The sequence below is a fragment of the Klebsiella sp. CN_Kp113 genome (assembly GCF_040064585.1).
Classification (GTDB): Bacteria; Pseudomonadota; Gammaproteobacteria; order Enterobacterales; family Enterobacteriaceae; genus Klebsiella; species Klebsiella michiganensis.
The window spans coordinates 1-15,088 of record NZ_JBEAID010000074.1 but is presented as its reverse complement, the minus strand read 5'-3'; the positions used below and the strand labels follow the sequence as shown (position 1 = coordinate 15,088).

General features: G+C 57.6%; 13 protein-coding genes, 1 tRNA gene and 1 other RNA gene. 7 read left to right on the top strand and 8 right to left on the bottom strand.

Going from position 1 to position 15,088, the window contains the following annotated elements; genetic code table 11:
* Nucleotides 1–146 precede the first annotated feature (146 nt).
* Nucleotides 147–857 (top strand): DUF3053 domain-containing protein, encoded by a 711-nt coding sequence (locus ABLV30_RS28895; protein WP_004126443.1) that lies wholly within the window; start codon nucleotides 147–149, stop codon nucleotides 855–857.
* Between the two features lie 57 nt (nucleotides 858–914).
* Here ABLV30_RS28895 and ghrB read toward each other — a convergent pair whose 3' ends face one another.
* From ghrB to ABLV30_RS28865, 6 genes are all read right to left on the bottom strand, one after another.
* Nucleotides 915–1,886 carry a glyoxylate/hydroxypyruvate reductase GhrB gene (ghrB, locus tag ABLV30_RS28890; RefSeq protein ID WP_009652700.1) on the bottom strand — a complete coding sequence of 324 codons (972 nt, stop codon included), beginning with the start codon at nucleotides 1,884–1,886 and terminating at the stop codon, nucleotides 915–917.
* Nucleotides 1,887–1,910: 24 nt separating this feature from the next.
* The gene (locus ABLV30_RS28885; protein WP_004855346.1) at nucleotides 1,911–3,191 is read right to left on the bottom strand and encodes an MFS transporter; all 1,281 of its coding nucleotides are present in this window, start codon (nucleotides 3,189–3,191) and stop codon (nucleotides 1,911–1,913) included.
* A gap of 101 nt (nucleotides 3,192–3,292) precedes the next feature.
* Nucleotides 3,293–4,231, bottom strand: coding sequence for a sugar kinase (locus ABLV30_RS28880; RefSeq protein WP_048262701.1), 939 nt, complete (start codon nucleotides 4,229–4,231; stop codon nucleotides 3,293–3,295).
* Between the two features lie 3 nt (nucleotides 4,232–4,234).
* Nucleotides 4,235–4,984, bottom strand: coding sequence for a sugar phosphate isomerase/epimerase (locus ABLV30_RS28875; RefSeq protein ID WP_038423829.1), 750 nt, complete (start codon nucleotides 4,982–4,984; stop codon nucleotides 4,235–4,237).
* A gap of 108 nt (nucleotides 4,985–5,092) precedes the next feature.
* The gene (locus ABLV30_RS28870; RefSeq protein ID WP_004855337.1) at nucleotides 5,093–6,109 is read right to left on the bottom strand and encodes a LacI family DNA-binding transcriptional regulator; all 1,017 of its coding nucleotides are present in this window, start codon (nucleotides 6,107–6,109) and stop codon (nucleotides 5,093–5,095) included.
* A 93-nt stretch (nucleotides 6,110–6,202) separates the two neighbouring features.
* Nucleotides 6,203–6,865: an OmpA family lipoprotein gene (locus ABLV30_RS28865; protein ID WP_265801678.1), complete on the bottom strand. Its 663-nt coding sequence runs from the start codon at nucleotides 6,863–6,865 to the stop codon at nucleotides 6,203–6,205.
* A gap of 167 nt (nucleotides 6,866–7,032) precedes the next feature.
* Here ABLV30_RS28865 and ABLV30_RS28860 point away from each other — a divergent pair, with 167 nt between their 5' ends.
* Nucleotides 7,033–9,363, top strand: a complete 2,331-nt coding sequence (locus ABLV30_RS28860; RefSeq protein ID WP_265801679.1) for a molybdopterin guanine dinucleotide-containing S/N-oxide reductase — start codon at nucleotides 7,033–7,035, stop codon at nucleotides 9,361–9,363.
* Here ABLV30_RS28860 and ABLV30_RS28855 read toward each other — a convergent pair.
* Entirely contained in the window at nucleotides 9,326–9,772 is a 447-nt protein-coding gene (locus tag ABLV30_RS28855) for an N-acetyltransferase (protein ID WP_004137819.1), read from the bottom strand. The two genes, ABLV30_RS28860 and ABLV30_RS28855, sit on opposite strands and share 38 nt — an antisense overlap.
* Nucleotides 9,762–10,331: a DNA-3-methyladenine glycosylase I gene (gene tag / locus ABLV30_RS28850; RefSeq protein ID WP_265801681.1), complete on the bottom strand. Its 570-nt coding sequence runs from the start codon at nucleotides 10,329–10,331 to the stop codon at nucleotides 9,762–9,764. Before tag ends, ABLV30_RS28855 begins: the two co-directional genes overlap by 11 nt.
* Nucleotides 10,332–10,491: 160 nt before the next feature.
* Here tag and ABLV30_RS28845 point away from each other — a divergent pair, with 160 nt between their 5' ends.
* The 5 genes from ABLV30_RS28845 to ABLV30_RS28825 all read left to right on the top strand — a co-directional run bounded on the left by ABLV30_RS28845 (nucleotide 10,492) and on the right by ABLV30_RS28825 (nucleotide 14,943).
* Nucleotides 10,492–11,136, top strand: coding sequence for a hypothetical protein (locus ABLV30_RS28845; protein ID WP_064357660.1), 645 nt, complete (start codon nucleotides 10,492–10,494; stop codon nucleotides 11,134–11,136).
* A gap of 342 nt (nucleotides 11,137–11,478) precedes the next feature.
* Nucleotides 11,479–12,681 carry an MFS transporter gene (locus tag ABLV30_RS28840; RefSeq protein ID WP_014227191.1) on the top strand — a complete coding sequence of 401 codons (1,203 nt, stop codon included), beginning with the start codon at nucleotides 11,479–11,481 and terminating at the stop codon, nucleotides 12,679–12,681.
* A 241-nt stretch (nucleotides 12,682–12,922) separates the two neighbouring features.
* Nucleotides 12,923–14,611, top strand: a complete 1,689-nt coding sequence (gene eptB / locus ABLV30_RS28835; RefSeq protein ID WP_004855325.1) for a kdo(2)-lipid A phosphoethanolamine 7''-transferase — start codon at nucleotides 12,923–12,925, stop codon at nucleotides 14,609–14,611.
* An 89-nt stretch (nucleotides 14,612–14,700) separates the two neighbouring features.
* Nucleotides 14,701–14,777: transfer RNA gene (locus tag ABLV30_RS28830), tRNA-Pro, on the top strand.
* Between the two features lie 34 nt (nucleotides 14,778–14,811).
* Nucleotides 14,812–14,943: non-coding RNA, RtT sRNA (locus ABLV30_RS28825), on the top strand.
* Nucleotides 14,944–15,088: the final 145 nt, after the last annotated feature.

The window sequence follows — 15,088 nt, the reverse complement described above, 5'->3', positions numbered from 1 at the left end:
CTGGCCGCTAAAACGCTAAAAAACCGGCTTTCAGGGAGGAAGATTGTCAGGAAAAGGTATCCTGCAAGGCCGACCTGGACTATCCTTGTCAGCGTCTGGCACGTGTGTGTCTGTTTGCGCTTTTTTTGGCTGAAAGGAGTAAAAAAATGGCGACAGGAAAGTCCTGCTCTCGCTGGTTTGCGGCTATTGCGGCCCTGTTAATGGTGGTTAGCCTGAGTGGGTGTTTTGATAAAGAAGGCGATCAGCGCAAAGCGTTTATCGACTTCCTGCAAAATACGGCAATGCGTAGCGGCGAACGTCTGCCGACGCTGACCGCCGATCAGAAAAAACAGTTCGGGCCTTTCGTTTCCGATTACGCGGTGATTTACGGCTATTCACAGCAGGTAAGCCAGGCGATGGATGCGGGTTTGCGTCCGGTGGTTGATAGCGTGAACGCGATCCGCGTACCGCAGGATTATGTTACCCAGCGCGAACCGCTGCGTCAGGCAAACGGCGCTTTGGGCGTACTGAGCCAGCAGCTGGAGAACGCAAAAATACAGGCGGATGCCGCCCACGGCGCGCTGAAACAGGGCGACGATCTCAAGCCGGTCTTCGACCAGGTCTATAACAAAGTCGTGACGGCGCCGGCGAATGCGCTACAGCCGTTAATTCCGGCAGCGCAGGTATTTACCCAACAGCTGGTGCAGGTGGGTGATTTTATCGCTCAGCAAGAAACCCAGGTCAGCTTTGTGGCGAACGGTATTCAGTTCCCGACTTCGCAGCAGGCCAGTCAGTACAATACGCTGATTGGGCCGCTGGCCGCTCAGCACCAGGCCTTTAATCAGGCGTGGACCGCGGCAGTTAACGCGACGCGTTAACGGCTCTGACAGCCCGGGCAAGGCTTCACCTTAGCCCGGGTTTTCTTTTTTCACTTCTCACTTCACCTGCGGATTCACGCAGTTCTTCTCAACGTTGCCGTTCAGGGCATCAATCAGATTATCCACCGCGCAGGCCGCCATGTTATAGCGGGTTTCATGCGTGGCCGAGCCAATATGCGGCACGGCGACCACGTTTGGCATATTCAGCAGCGGGGAGTCTTTCGCCAGCGGCTCTTGTTCGAAAACGTCGAGGCCGGCGGCATGAATTTCACCTTCCTGCAGTGCGGCAATCAGCGCTTTCTCATCCACCACCGGGCCGCGCCCGGCGTTAATAAAGATGGCCGAGGGCTTCATTTTGGCAAACTGCGCTTTGCCGAACAGATGATGAGTCTCGTCGGTCAGCGGCAGGATCAGACAGACAAAATCCGCTTCCTCCAGCAGGGTATCGAGATCGCAGTAGCGGGCGTTGAAGCGCTCTTCTGCCTGAGGGTGCTGGCGGCGGGCGTTGTAGAGGATCGGCATACCAAAGCCCGCGTGGGCGCGCTGGGCAAGCGCCATCCCGATACGCCCCATACCGACGATACCGAGGGTTTTATGGTGCACATCGTTGCCAAACCAGTCCGGACCGATGCTTTTGGTCCACTCGCCGGCCTTCACGCGGTTAGCCACCTCAACCACCCGACGCGCGGTGCTCAATACCAGCGCCATCACGGTATCGGCGACGGTCTCGGTCAGTACCGTCGGGGTGTGCATCAGCAGCACTTTACGCGCATTCAGCGCATCGACGTCGAAGTTGTCATAGCCGACGGAGATGGTCGAGGTCGCACGAAGCTTGGGCATTTTCTCCAGTAACGCGGTATCGACTTTTTCGCTGGAACCCAGCAGACCTACCGCTTCAGCGAACGCGTCGGCGTGCTGTGAAACGGTCTCCGGACGCAGGTTTTTCACCTGGGTGACGGTAAAGTGTTGTTCCAGACGCTGTTGCAGGTCGTCGGGAAGCGTTTTGTAGAGAATGACTGACGGCTTCATGCGGTTCTCCGTTGCGTTAAGGTTTCAGGCGTGACGTGCGCCGAGCGGAAGTTTTTGATTATTAGCAGGCTTAACAATCAAAGTAAGCCATACCGAGACGAAAAGCGCCACTCCCATGAAAATGTACGAGGCTGCGGGGCTGCCGGTGGTGCCGTTCAGGTAACCGACAAACCATGAGCCGAAGAACGAACCCAGCGCGCCCATGCTGTTAATCAGGGCCATGGCGCCTCCGGCGACGTTGCGCGGCAGCATCTCAGGAATGATGGCGAAGAACGGTCCGTAGGGGGCGTACATCGCCGCGCCGGCAATCACCAGCAGGGTATAAGAGACCCAGAAATGGTTGGCGCCAACGGCCCAGGAACCAATAAAGGCGAAGGCGGCAATCAGCAGCAGCGGCCAGACAAACAGCTTGCGGTTCTGCATTTTATCGGAGGCCCAGGAGACCACGATCATCGCGATGGTCGCCGCCAGATAGGGGACGGATGAGAGCCAGCCGACCTCGACCATGCCCATATTCTCGCCGCCGCTGCGGATAATTGACGGCAGCCACAGAACGAAACCGTAAACCCCGATGCTCCACGCGAAATACTGCATGCACAGCAGGACAACGTTGCGCGAGCGGAAGGCTTCGCCGTAGTTGCGCACCGGTTTGATTCCCTGCTGTTCACGCTCCAGCTGCTCCTGCAACGCGGCTTTTTCGCTTTCCGCCAGCCAGTTGACCTGCGAAGGTTTGTCTTTTACCAGCACCCACCAGCAGAAGGCCCAAATCACCGCCGGAACGCCTTCGATAATAAACATTTCCCGCCAGCCGAAGGCCTGAATCAGGTAACCGGACACCACCGACATCCACAGCACCGTCACCGGGTTGCCGAGGATCAGGAAGGTATTGGCGCGAGAGCGTTCAGATTTAGTAAACCAGTTGCTGATGTAAATCAGCATCGCCGGCATGACCGCGGCCTCGACGACGCCGAGAATAAAGCGAATCGCCGCCAGCGCGGGAATATTGTGCACCATCCCGGTCAGCGAGGCGCAGGCGCCCCACAGGATCAGGCAGATAAAAATGAGTTTGCGTACGCTGCGGCGTTCGGCGTAAATCGCGCCGGGGATCTGAAAGAAGAAGTAGCCGAGGAAAAACAGCGCCCCCAGCAGGGAGGAGATACCTTTGGTGATCCCCAGATCTTCAGTAATACCGGCCGCCGAAGCGAAGCTGAAGTTAGCGCGGTCGAGATATGCCAGGCTATACGTGATAAACACGATAGGCATGATGTACCACCAGCGTTTTGTTGCATTCGTCGAACTATTCATAGGTTTGCCTCTGTGAGTGAGGTGACGCTCATCATAGAAAAGATCCGTTACGCCGCGCTGCATGTAGGGTACAGAACGGCCTGACGTTGTGCTGAATCTGCTTACTCGCCCAGCGCCTCACGCGTGGGTAAGCCTTCGCTATCGCCCTGGACCTGAATGGCCAGTGAGCCGATTTTGTTTCCGCGTTTCACCGCCTGCGGCAGCGGTTTTCCTTCCAGCAGGGCGCTAATCACCCCGACGGCAAAGCCATCGCCGGCGCCAACGGTATCGACGACGTTATCCACTTTTATCGCCGCAACGGCCCCCTGTTCGCCGTCTGCGGTTTTATACCAGGCGCCGTCGGAGCCGGTTTTTATGATGACCGCGCGAACGCCGTGGCTGAGATAAAAGTCCGCAATGGCTTCCGGCGTTTGCTGGCCGGTCAGAATCATGCCTTCTTTCAACCCCGGCAGAACCCAGTCGGCCTGAAACGCAAGGCGATTAAGCTTCTCGATCATCTCGGCTTCGCTTTTCCACAGCGTGGGCCGCAGGTTGGGGTCGAACGAAATCGTTTTTCCCTGCGCTTTCATGGTGCGCGCCGCGCGGTCCAGCAGGGCGTATGAGCTTTCCGACAGCGCGGCGGCCACGCCGCTTAAGTGCAGGTGACGGGCGCTGGCGAAGTATGATTCGTTAAAATCATCCGGCGACAGATGGCTGGCGGCAGAGCCTTTGCGAAAATATTCCACGATGGGATCGGTTCCATTTTCGACTTTAGATTTCAGCTGAAAGCCGGTAGCGTAGCGGCCATCGGTGCTCACGCCGCGGGCGTCGATCCCCTCTTTCGCCAGCGCGGTGAGGACGAAGCGGCCAAAGCTGTCCGCGCCGACGCGGCTTACCCAGCCGACGCTTAAGCCGAGGCGGGCCAGCCCGGTCGCGACGTTCAGTTCCGCGCCCGCCACGCGCTTCATAAAATGTTCTACTTCAGCCAGTTCGCCGGTTTCGGTGGCGACAAACATCGCCATGGCTTCGCCTATCGTGATGACATCTAACGCTTTTTGCATAACTTAATCCTCGCGTAACAGGTTGACGTAGCGGCGGGTCACGGCCGTCAGGTCATGGCCAGTCAGCGGAAATTCGATCCCGCGCGGGGCGTCTGCGGGCAGATTGTCGAGCAGCGCCAGCCAGCGCCCGGACGCTTCATCCGGCGGTACGGCGCGAAACTGCGAATGGTGCGGCTCAGCCGCCTTTACATGAATATAGCTGACGGCAGGCGCCAGGTGGCGCGCGGCCTCTTCCGGCGAGTCGCCAACCCACAGCCAGTTGCCCATATCAAAGGTGAGGGTGATCGGCAGCTGGTTAACCCGACAGGCGGCCTTGAAGCGCTGCATCGGCGCCAGCTGGCCGCAGTCGGTTTGATCGTTTTCCACCACCAGCGCCATGCCGCTCTCGCGCAGGATATCGCGCAGGGTGTCCAGATCGTTTTGGTGGGTAAAGCGGCCCAGCGAGAGCTTCAGCCACAGCGCGTTAAGGGTTTGCGCTTCCTGCAAAAAGTCGGCGAGGCGCGGGTTGAGCGAGCCGTCAGCGGTAAACAGGGCTTCCGGTGCGGAATAGCAAACCAGCAGGCCGCGGCGCTCAATATCGGCGGCCAGTTCCGGCAGGTGGTTCAGCTCATCCGCGCTGAACAGTTCCCGGCGGATCTCTACGCCGTCGGCGCCGGAGCCGGCGATAAATGGCAGGACGGCGGACTGCCCGCCCAGCGCTTTAACATGGTCATTCCCGTACGCGGCGGTAACGACAATAATCTTTCTGGCCATCCCAATACTCCCGACGATAATCTGATGCGTTGTTTATTACGCTAGATGGTATCGGTTCCAAAGCAAAGGCCAGGATGTCTAATTTATGATCGCCATCACGAAGGATCGTTAGCGGGAGGTGGAGCCTCTGACGATCAGCTCGCCGGAAAACACCCGTTCGCAGACCGGGTCGTTGCTGCCTTCAATCCGACGCACCACCTGCTCGACGGCGGCGAAGCCAATCTGCCAGGTCGGCTGTTTGAGCGTGGTGATCCCCACGCCCGCCAGCTCGGCCCACTCCAGTTCATCGAAGCCCAGCAGGCCGATATCGCTGCCCCAAATCAGGCCAACGCGTTTAAGGGAGCGTGCCACTTGCAGGGTCAGCGCGCCGTTGGCGGAAATCACCGCCTTGCGCATGCCGCGATGGTGGGAGTGGAAGTGACGCAGGACGTTATCCAGCATCGCGCCATCGTTCAACGGTACTTCGGCGTTTTCCGCGACAATACCGGTATGGCGCAGGAGGGTCTGGCGAAACGCGCTCAGGCGCTCGCGGCGGGTATTGACCGAGCCGAGGGGTTCGCTAAGGAACAGCAGGGCTTCGAAGCCTTTTTCTACCAGGTGTTCGGTGGCGGTGGTGGCGGCCTGGGTATTATCGAGGCCGACGACATCGCAGGCGAATTCCGGAATTTTGCGGTCGATAAGCACCATCGGCAGCGCCGACTGCTGCAGGCGGTTGAGGCCGTCCTCGCGCATCCCGACCGCGTTGACCACGATCCCCTCCACCTGATAGCTGCGCAGCAGGTCGAGATAGTGCAGCTCCTGGTCCAGCTCATTGTTGGTATTACATACCAGCAGGGTAAATCCTTTTTCGCGACAGGCGGCTTCAATGCCGCTGAGCACGTTGACGGAGTAGGGGTTGGTGATATCGGCGATGATCAGGCCGATCAGCCGGGTGCGGCCATGCTTCAGGCCGCGGGCCATCAGGCTGGGACGATAGTCGAGCTCGGCAATGGCTTTTTCAATGCGCCCCAGCAGATCGTCGGAAAGCAGATGCTTCTCGCCGTTCAGATAGCGTGAAATGCTGGTTTTGCCGGTCTTTGCGGCTTTCGCCACATCGCTAATGGTTGCTCGCGCCGCTTTCGCCATGGTGGCTTCCTTTGCTGAAATCTGCACACACCTTAGCGCGAAAATTCGCTATATCAAGCATTTTGCCCGGCGAGTCGCCGGGCAAAGAGGGCATTACTGCAGCGGGCTGAGGGTAATTTCAACGCGGCGGTTCTGCGCTTTGCCTTCCGCCGTGCTGTTGCTGGCGATCGGGTTCGCCGGGCCCATACCGGTTGTGCGGATGCGATTAGCCGCCACGCCCTGGGTAATAAGCGCGCTGGCGACGCTCTCCGCGCGCTGCTGAGAGAGGCGCATGTTCAGATCCTGGCTGCCGGTGCTGTCGGTATAACCCACTACGTTAACGGCGGTTTTCTCATACTCTTTCAGCACCATCGCCACGCCGGTGAGGGTATTGGCGCCCGCGGGTTTCAGGTTGGCGCTGCTGCTGTCGAAGGTCACATTGTTCGGCATGTTCAGCACGATATTGTCGCCGTTTCGCGTCACGCTTACGCCGGTTCCCTGCATTTTCTCGCGCAGCTTCGCTTCCTGCACGTCCATATAGTAACCGATGCCGCCGCCCAGCGCCGCGCCGGCCGCCGCGCCGATCAGCGCGCCTTTGCCGCGGTCATGTTTGGAAGAGGAGAGCGCCCCAACGCCTGCGCCGACTAACGAACCAATGCCCGCGCCGATCCCGGATTTACCCGCTTCGCGCTCCCCGGTATAGGGATTGGTGGTACAGCCAGAAATGGCCAGTGCGCCGTTAACGACAGCCGCAATCATGAGTACGCGTTTTTTCATCTTATTTCCTTAATCCTTTTTATTCTTTGCCACAGCGACCGTGACGGTTGATTATGACGCCCGAAACCGGAGAAAATTCCGCAGAGAGCATCTCAATTTGTAAATAACATTGAACGGCTGAATAACGTGCCGTCACCACACCTGCTATCGCTGACCAGGAGCCCGCATTGCCAACCTCATCTGCTACCAAAACTATCCTGACCGCAGCCCATTGGGGGCCAATGCTGGTCGAAACCGATGGCGAGAACGTCATCTCTTCGCGCGGGGCGCTTGATACCCCTTTCCCCAACTCGCTGCAAACCGCAGTGCGCGATCAGGTGCATAGCAAAACCCGCGTACGTTATCCGATGGTGCGTAAGGGATTTCTCGCCTCGCCAGAAAGCCCACAAGGCGTGCGCGGGCAGGATGAGTTTGTGCGGGTGAGCTGGGAGCAGGCGCTGGATCTGATTCACGCCCAGCACCGGCGCATTCGCGAAAGCTACGGCCCGGCGTCGATTTTTGCGGGCTCCTACGGCTGGCGCTCAAATGGCGTGTTGCACAAAGCGGCGACGCTGCTCCAGCGCTATATGAGCCTGGCGGGCGGCTATACCGGGCATCTGGGCGATTATTCTACCGGCGCGGCCCAGGCGATCATGCCGTACGTGGTTGGCGGTAATGAGGTTTATCAGCAGCAGACCAGCTGGCCAATGGTGTTGGAACATAGCGATGTCGTGGTGCTGTGGAGTGCTAACCCATTAAATACGCTAAAAATTGCCTGGAACGCTTCCGATGAGCAGGGCATCCCGTGGTTCGATCGTCTGCGTCAGAGTGGGAAGCGGGTGATCTGCATCGATCCCATGCGATCGGAAACGGCGGAATTCTTTGGCGACGCGGCGGAGTGGATCGCCCCGCATATGGGCACCGACGTGGCGCTGATGCTCGGTATCGCCCATACGCTGGTGGAAAACGGCTGGCAGGATGACGCGTTTTTGGCCCGCTGCACCAGCGGCTATGACGTTTTCGCCCGCTATCTGACCGGGGAGAGCGACGGAACGGCAAAAACGGCGGAATGGGCGGCGGCGATCTGCGGCATTAGCGCGGAGAAAATTCGCGAACTGGCACAACTTTTCCACGAAAACACCACCATGTTGATGTCCGGCTGGGGAATGCAGCGCCAGCAGTTTGGCGAACAAAAACACTGGATGCTGGTGACCCTTGCCGCCATGCTCGGCCAGATAGGCACCCAGGGCGGGGGCTTTGGCCTTTCCTATCACTTTGCCAACGGCGGCAACCCTACGCGCCGCGCGGCGGTGCTGGCCTCAATGCAGGGCAGCGTGGCGGGCGGGACCGATGCATTGGAAAAAATCCCGGTCGCGCGTATCGTTGAAGCGCTGGAAAATCCCGGAGCGTCTTATCAACATAACGGTATGGAACGCCGCTTCCCGGATATCCGCTTTATCTGGTGGGCGGGCGGCGCCAACTTTACCCACCATCAGGATACCAACCGGCTGATCCGCGCCTGGCAAAAACCGGAGCTTATCGTCATTTCCGAATGCTTCTGGACCGCCGCGGCGCGCCATGCCGATATCGTGCTGCCCGCGACGACCTCATTTGAACGCAACGATATGACCATGACCGGCGACTACAGCAACCAGCATCTGGTGCCGATGAAGCGGGTGGTCGCGCCGCGCGATGAAGCGCGCGATGATTTCGAGGTCTTCGCCGACCTCAGCGAGCGCTGGGAAGCGGGCGGGCGGGAGCGCTTCACCGAGGGTAAAAACGATCTGCAGTGGCTGGAGACGTTTTACCAGATTGCCGCCCAGCGCGGGGCGGCGCAGCAGGTTACGCTGCCGCCGTTCGCCCAGTTCTGGCAGGATAATCAGCTGATTGAAATGCCGGAGAACCCTGAAAACGCGCGCTTCGCCCGCTTTGCCGCCTTCAGGGCCGATCCGCAGGCGAATCCGCTGAAAACCGCCAGCGGTAAAATTGAAATTCACTCGCCGACCATCGCCGGGTTTGCTTATCCGGATTGCCCGCCGCACCCTATGTGGCTGGAGCCGGACGAATGGCACGGCAATGCGCAGGAAGGCCAGCTCCAGGTGCTGTCAGCGCATCCGGCGCACCGCCTCCACAGCCAGCTCAACCATACGTCGCTGCGCGAACAGTACGCGGTGGCGGGTCGTGAACCGTTAACCCTTCATCCGCGCGATGCGCAGGCGCGCAATATCGCCGATGGCGATCTGGTGCGGGTATGGAATTCACGCGGCCAGGTGCTGGCCGGCGCGGTAGTGACCGACGGCATTCGTCCCGGGGTTATCTGCTTGCACGAAGGAGCATGGCCCGATCTCGACCCTCAGGCGGGGATCTGCAAAAACGGTGCGGTGAACGTGCTGACCAAAGATATTCCGACATCGCGGCTGGGTAACGGCTGCGCCGGAAATACGGCGCTGGCCTGGCTGGAAAAGTATACCGGGCCCGAGCTTACGCTGACGGCATTTGATCCGCCGACCAATGCATAATCCAGGTCGGATGCTGGGTTTCATCCTGCCATGCGCAGTCTTCAATGCGGAAGCCCTGCGCATGGTAGAAATTCACCGCCTGAACGTTTTTCTGGTATACCTCAAGGGTTAGCCAACCGTAGTGTTTTTTGACTTCGCCGATCAGCGCGCTGCCGATACCCTGCCTGGCGGCATCCGGCGCGACGAACAGCGCGCCGATGAAGCGTGACTCCATCACGCTGATAAAACCCTTCAGCACGCCGTCCTGCTCCCATACCCAGGTTTGCGCGGAGGGCAGGTAAACGTCGCGCACTATCGCCAGGCTGTCATGCCAGTAGCTTTCGGCGATAAACGGATGCGCGTGGATCGTACTCTCAAGCCACAGTTCGAGCAGCGGGCCGGTTTCGTTAGCGTCCCAGTTACGAATCATCCTGGCCTCCTGAGCGACAGAAACAGTCGGTGACGTGGTCGTTGACCAGACCGCAGGCCTGCATAAAGGAGTAGCAGATAGTGGAGCCGACAAACTTAAAGCCCCGTTTTTTCAGCGCTTTCGACAATGCGTCAGAAGCCGGGGTGGTTGTCGGGATCTCCGCCAGCGTGGCGGCGGCCGTCACCTGGGGGTGATTATCGACGAATGACCAGACGAAATCTGCGAAAGGTTCGCCATTTTTTTCCATCGCCAGGAAGGCGCGGGCGTTGCCGATGATGGCCTGAATTTTACCGCGATGGCGAATAATACCGGCGTCGAGAACCAGACGTTCAATATCTTCTTCGTCCATTGCCGCGACGCGAACCGGATCAAACTGGTGAAAAGCGCGGCGGTAGTTTTCACGCTTTTTCAGCACGGTGATCCACGACAGTCCGGCCTGCTGGCCTTCGAGACATATCATCTCAAACAGCTTGCGGGGATTCTTTTCAGCAACGCCCCACTCCTTATCGTGGTACTCAATGTATAAAGGATCCTGACTGACCCATCCGCAACGTTGCATCTGTCTCTCCCTTTTGTGATAAAAACTCAGTCGTTCAACTTGACGGCTGAAAGATAAAGATAATAGTTAATACAGGGTTATTATTCCCCAAGCAGGGATAGGACACCCATAAAAAAAACACAGCAACCTTGCCGTTTCGGCTCTTTTTGGAGTCGCATTAATGATAATAAAGAAATGCAATGGCCTCCGGGTATTCCTGGTCCCGGCGTGCGTATCCCTCTGGGCGTCGTGTGTTGCCGGTGCGAATGCCTGGCAACAGGAATATATCGCTATCGATACAAAAAGTAATACTGCGGAACGCTATACATGGGACAGCGATCACCAACCGCGCTATGAAGATATTCTCGCGGAGCGGATAAATGCGTCCGACGATCCTTCCGGACTGGCGTTTAATCAGGCGGTCTCCCCGGTGGATAGCGCACGCGGTATGAGCGTCGGCTGGAATTTCTCTCTGACCGAGGGGATGACGTCCGGCCCGGTCGCCAGTTTACATTCCGATCTGACGTCGCCGCCGCTTACCCGCAATGCGGCCGGAACCGGTTACGTGAATACGCTGGGCTGGCGGGTCGATTATCAGAAGCTATGGGGCGTACATCCGTGGGCTCAGGTGAGCTATAACCAGGAGTTGACGACGGATTTCGGCGGGGCGAACCGCGCTCAGGACGGTGCCTGGCGGGACGTGACGCTGGGCGCAGATATGTCGCTCAACTCTCATCTTGCCGCCTGGGCGGCGCTATCCCAGGCGGACAATTTACCCACCGGGGCAAACTATCTCTATTTAATGGGCGTGAGCGCCAATTTTTAATTTATTGCGGATACGCTGGCGGCGCTTGTGATTCGGCTCATCCCTGAGCCTCACCCGGATGGGGCTGCGGCATGCCGCCATTTGCCACTCGAGTTATTCAGGCTAAATATGTAGCATAGTTGATACGTTTAATTTACTTTATCATTACAGTAATGACGCATCTTCCAGCGGTAGCGGGCACTAACTTTTCGATAAATCGTTAAGGCGTGAATGTTTTGCAATGTCATTCATTCCGCCTTTAATGCATTTCATTCCGCGGTAGCGGCAGCTCATGCCTTTTTTCCCCAGACTTACAGGGGACTTCGTTATGGTGGCGGCAGTTAATTATTCAGGACAACTGCTATGAACGCTGCAAACCGTCAATACACCCGCTGGCTTACGCTGCTCGGCACTATCATTACGCAATTTGCGCTGGGATCGGTTTATACATGGAGTTTGTTCAATAGTTCGCTTTCCGCCAAGCTGGACGAACCGGTAAGCCAGGTGGCGTTTTCATTCGGCCTGTTAAGCCTCGGCCTGGCGCTCTCTTCATCCGTGGCAGGTAAATTACAGGAACGTTTCGGCGTTAAACGCGTCACCATGGCTTCCGGCGTCCTGCTGGGCCTCGGATTCTTCCTTACCGCGCATTCAAACAGCCTGATGATGCTGTGGCTGAGCGCGGGTCTGCTGGTGGGGCTGGCCGACGGTGCTGGCTATTTGCTGACGCTGTCGAACTGCGTCAAATGGTTCCCGGAACGTAAGGGACTGATTTCGGCTTTTTCCATCGGTGCTTACGGGCTTGGCAGCCTGGGTTTTAAATTTATTGACTCCCATCTGCTGGCGACGGTCGGCCTGGAAAAAACCTTTATTATCTGGGGCGCTATCGTGCTGGTGATGATCGTTTTTGGCGCGACGCTGATGACAGACGCGCCGAACCACACCGCTACCGCCAACAACGGCGTCGTCGAAAACGACTTCACCCTCGCCGAATCGATGCGTAAACCTCAGTACTGGATGCTGGCGGTGATGTTCCTGACCGCCTGCATGAGCGGCCTGTACGTGATTGGCGTGGCGAAAGATATCGCCCAGGGGATGGTGCACCTCGATGTTGCGACGGCTGCCAACGCGGTGACGGTGATCTCTATCGCTAACCTGAGCGGGCGCCTGGTTCTGGGCATTCTGTCCGATAAAATGTCCCGCATCCGGGTGATTACCATCGGACAGGTTGTCTCGCTTATCGGTATGGCGGCGCTGCTGTTCGCTCCGCTGAACGCCATGACGTTCTTCGCCGCTATCGCCTGCGTGGCCTTTAACTTCGGCGGTACGATTACCGTCTTCCCGTCGCTGGTCAGCGAGTTCTTTGGTCTCAATAACCTGGCGAAAAACTACGGCGTGATTTATCTCGGCTTTGGTATCGGCAGCATCTGCGGTTCGCTGATTGCTTCCCTGTTCGGCGGTTTCTACGTGACCTTCTGCGTCATCTTTGCGCTGCTGATTCTCTCTCTGGCGCTTTCGACAACGATTCGTCAGCCGAAAAGTGAAATTTACCACCAGGCTCACGCCTGAAACCGGGTGTTATCCCGGCCCCGATGATTAATTCCCTAAGCTAATAGTGCCAATCCAACCAAATGTTTTGTAAATGTTTGGTTGGATCACATTCCCTCCTGATACTTTTTCCTTCCGCTGTGGTCTACTTATCGCGCTTTGTAGAGGTTTCTTATAACCAAGCTAAACGCACTTTATTAACCTGCTTACTTATATCGCTTAAGTCGGGCGGTTTTATCTCTTCGTTTTCCAGGTTTTTTGCATGAAATACATTAAAACGATGACGCAGCTGAAGCTCAGTATCTGGCTGGCGCTGTACATCGGCTGGTTTATGAACGCCGCCGTATTCTTCCGCCGCTTCGAGGGGTACGCTCAGGAGTTTACCATCTGGAAAGGACTCTCAGGTGCAGTTGAGCTGATAGGGACCTTTCTGGTCACCTTCTTTCTGCTGCGTATTTTGTCGCTGTTTGGCCGCCGGGTCTGGCGTATTCTCGCGACCATCGTCGTACTCTTCTCCGCCGCCGCCAGCTATTACATGACCTTCCTGAATGTGGTGATCGGCTACGGGATTATTGCCTCGGTGATGACCACTGACATCGACTTGTCCAGAGAGGTTATCGGCTGGCACCTGATTCTCTGGCTGGTGCTGATGAGCGCGCTGCCGCTGGTGCTTATCTGGAGCAACCGCTGTCGCTTCACCCTGCTGCGTCAAATTCGTACGCCCGGCCAGCGGATGAAGAATATTACTATCGTGCTGCTGGCTGGCCTGATGGTCTGGGGCCCTATTCGCTTGCTGGAGGTTCGTCAGAAGAACTTTGAGCGCAGTTCCGAAGTCGATCTGCCAAGCTATGGCGGGGTGGTGGCTAACTCCTATCTGCCGTCTAACTGGCTATCAGCGCTGGGGCTTTACGCGTGGGCGCAGGTGGACGAGTCTTCCGATAATAAATCCCTGATCAATCCGGCGAAAAAATTCACCTACGTTGAGCCGCAAGGGCTGGATGATACTTACGTGGTGTTTATCATCGGCGAAACCACCCGCTGGGACCATATGGGCATCCTGGGCTATAGCCGCAATACCACGCCTAAGCTGGCGCAGGAGAAAAACCTGGTCGCTTTCCGCGGATACTCCTGCGATACCGCCACGAAGCTGTCGCTGCGCTGTATGTTCGTTCGTCAGGGCGGGGCGGATGATAACCCGCAGCGGACGCTGAAAGAACAGAACGTCTTTGCCGTCCTGCACCAGCTCGGCTTTACCGGCAACCTGTACGCCATGCAGAGCGAGATGTGGTTCTACAGCAACACGATGGCGAACAATATCGCCTATCGCGAGCAGATTGGCGCTGAGCCGAGTAACCGCGGCAAGAGCGTTGACGATATGCTGCTGGTGGATGAGATGAAGCGCGGTCTGGCGAAGAATCCCAATGGTAAGCACCTGATTATTCTGCATACCAAAGGATCGCACTTTAACTATACCCAGCGCTATCCGCGCAGCTTTGCGCAGTGGAAGCCGGAGTGCGTCGGCGTCGATAATAAATGCTCGAAGGCTGAGCTGATTAACTCGTACGATAACAGCGTGACCTACGTCGATCACTTTATCGTCAGCGTGCTGGATCAGCTGCGGGACAAGAAGGCGATTGTTTTCTATGCGGCCGATCACGGCGAGTCCATCAACGAGCGCGAACACCTGCACGGTACGCCGCGCAAGATGGCGCCGCCGGAGCAGTTCCGCGTGCCGATGCTGGTGTGGATGTCGGATAAGTATCTGGCGTCGCCCGACCACGCAGCTTCTTTTGCGCGCCTGAAGCAGCAGGCGGCCATGAAGGTGCCGCGCCGCCACGTAGAACTGTATGACACCATTATGGGCTGTCTTGGCTATACTTCGCCGGACGGCGGGATTAACCAATATAACAACTGGTGCCACGTTCCTGACGCTGCGGCGAAGAAGGAGTAGCAGAGTGGCGAGTTTCTCGCCGCTTGAGCGACTTTTTCATAATAAGGCATTGACGGGTGTGTATCGCAGCAGTAAGATGCGCCCGCATTCGGTGATTGGCGCAGCCTGGTAGCGCACTTCGTTCGGGACGAAGGGGTCGGAGGTTCGAATCCTCTATCACCGACCAAATTCGAAAAGCCTGCTCAACGAGCAGGCTTTTTTGCATCTGAGGTTTGTGAGGATGAGAACCTCCGGGGGTAGAGGTTCGACTCGAGCGGAGCGAGAGAACGTTGCGACAGCAACGGCCCGCAGGGCGAGTCACGTAGTGGCGAGTTATCCTCTATCACCGACCAAATTTGAAAAGCCTGCTCAACGAGCAGGCTTTTTTGCATCTGTCGTCCTTACAGATGGGCAGCATCGTTTCCGGGAAATCCAGCCGCACCGCACACCGCTCCCGGGGGCGGCGCAAAGCGCCTTGCCCGGGCTACGGGTTCAGCG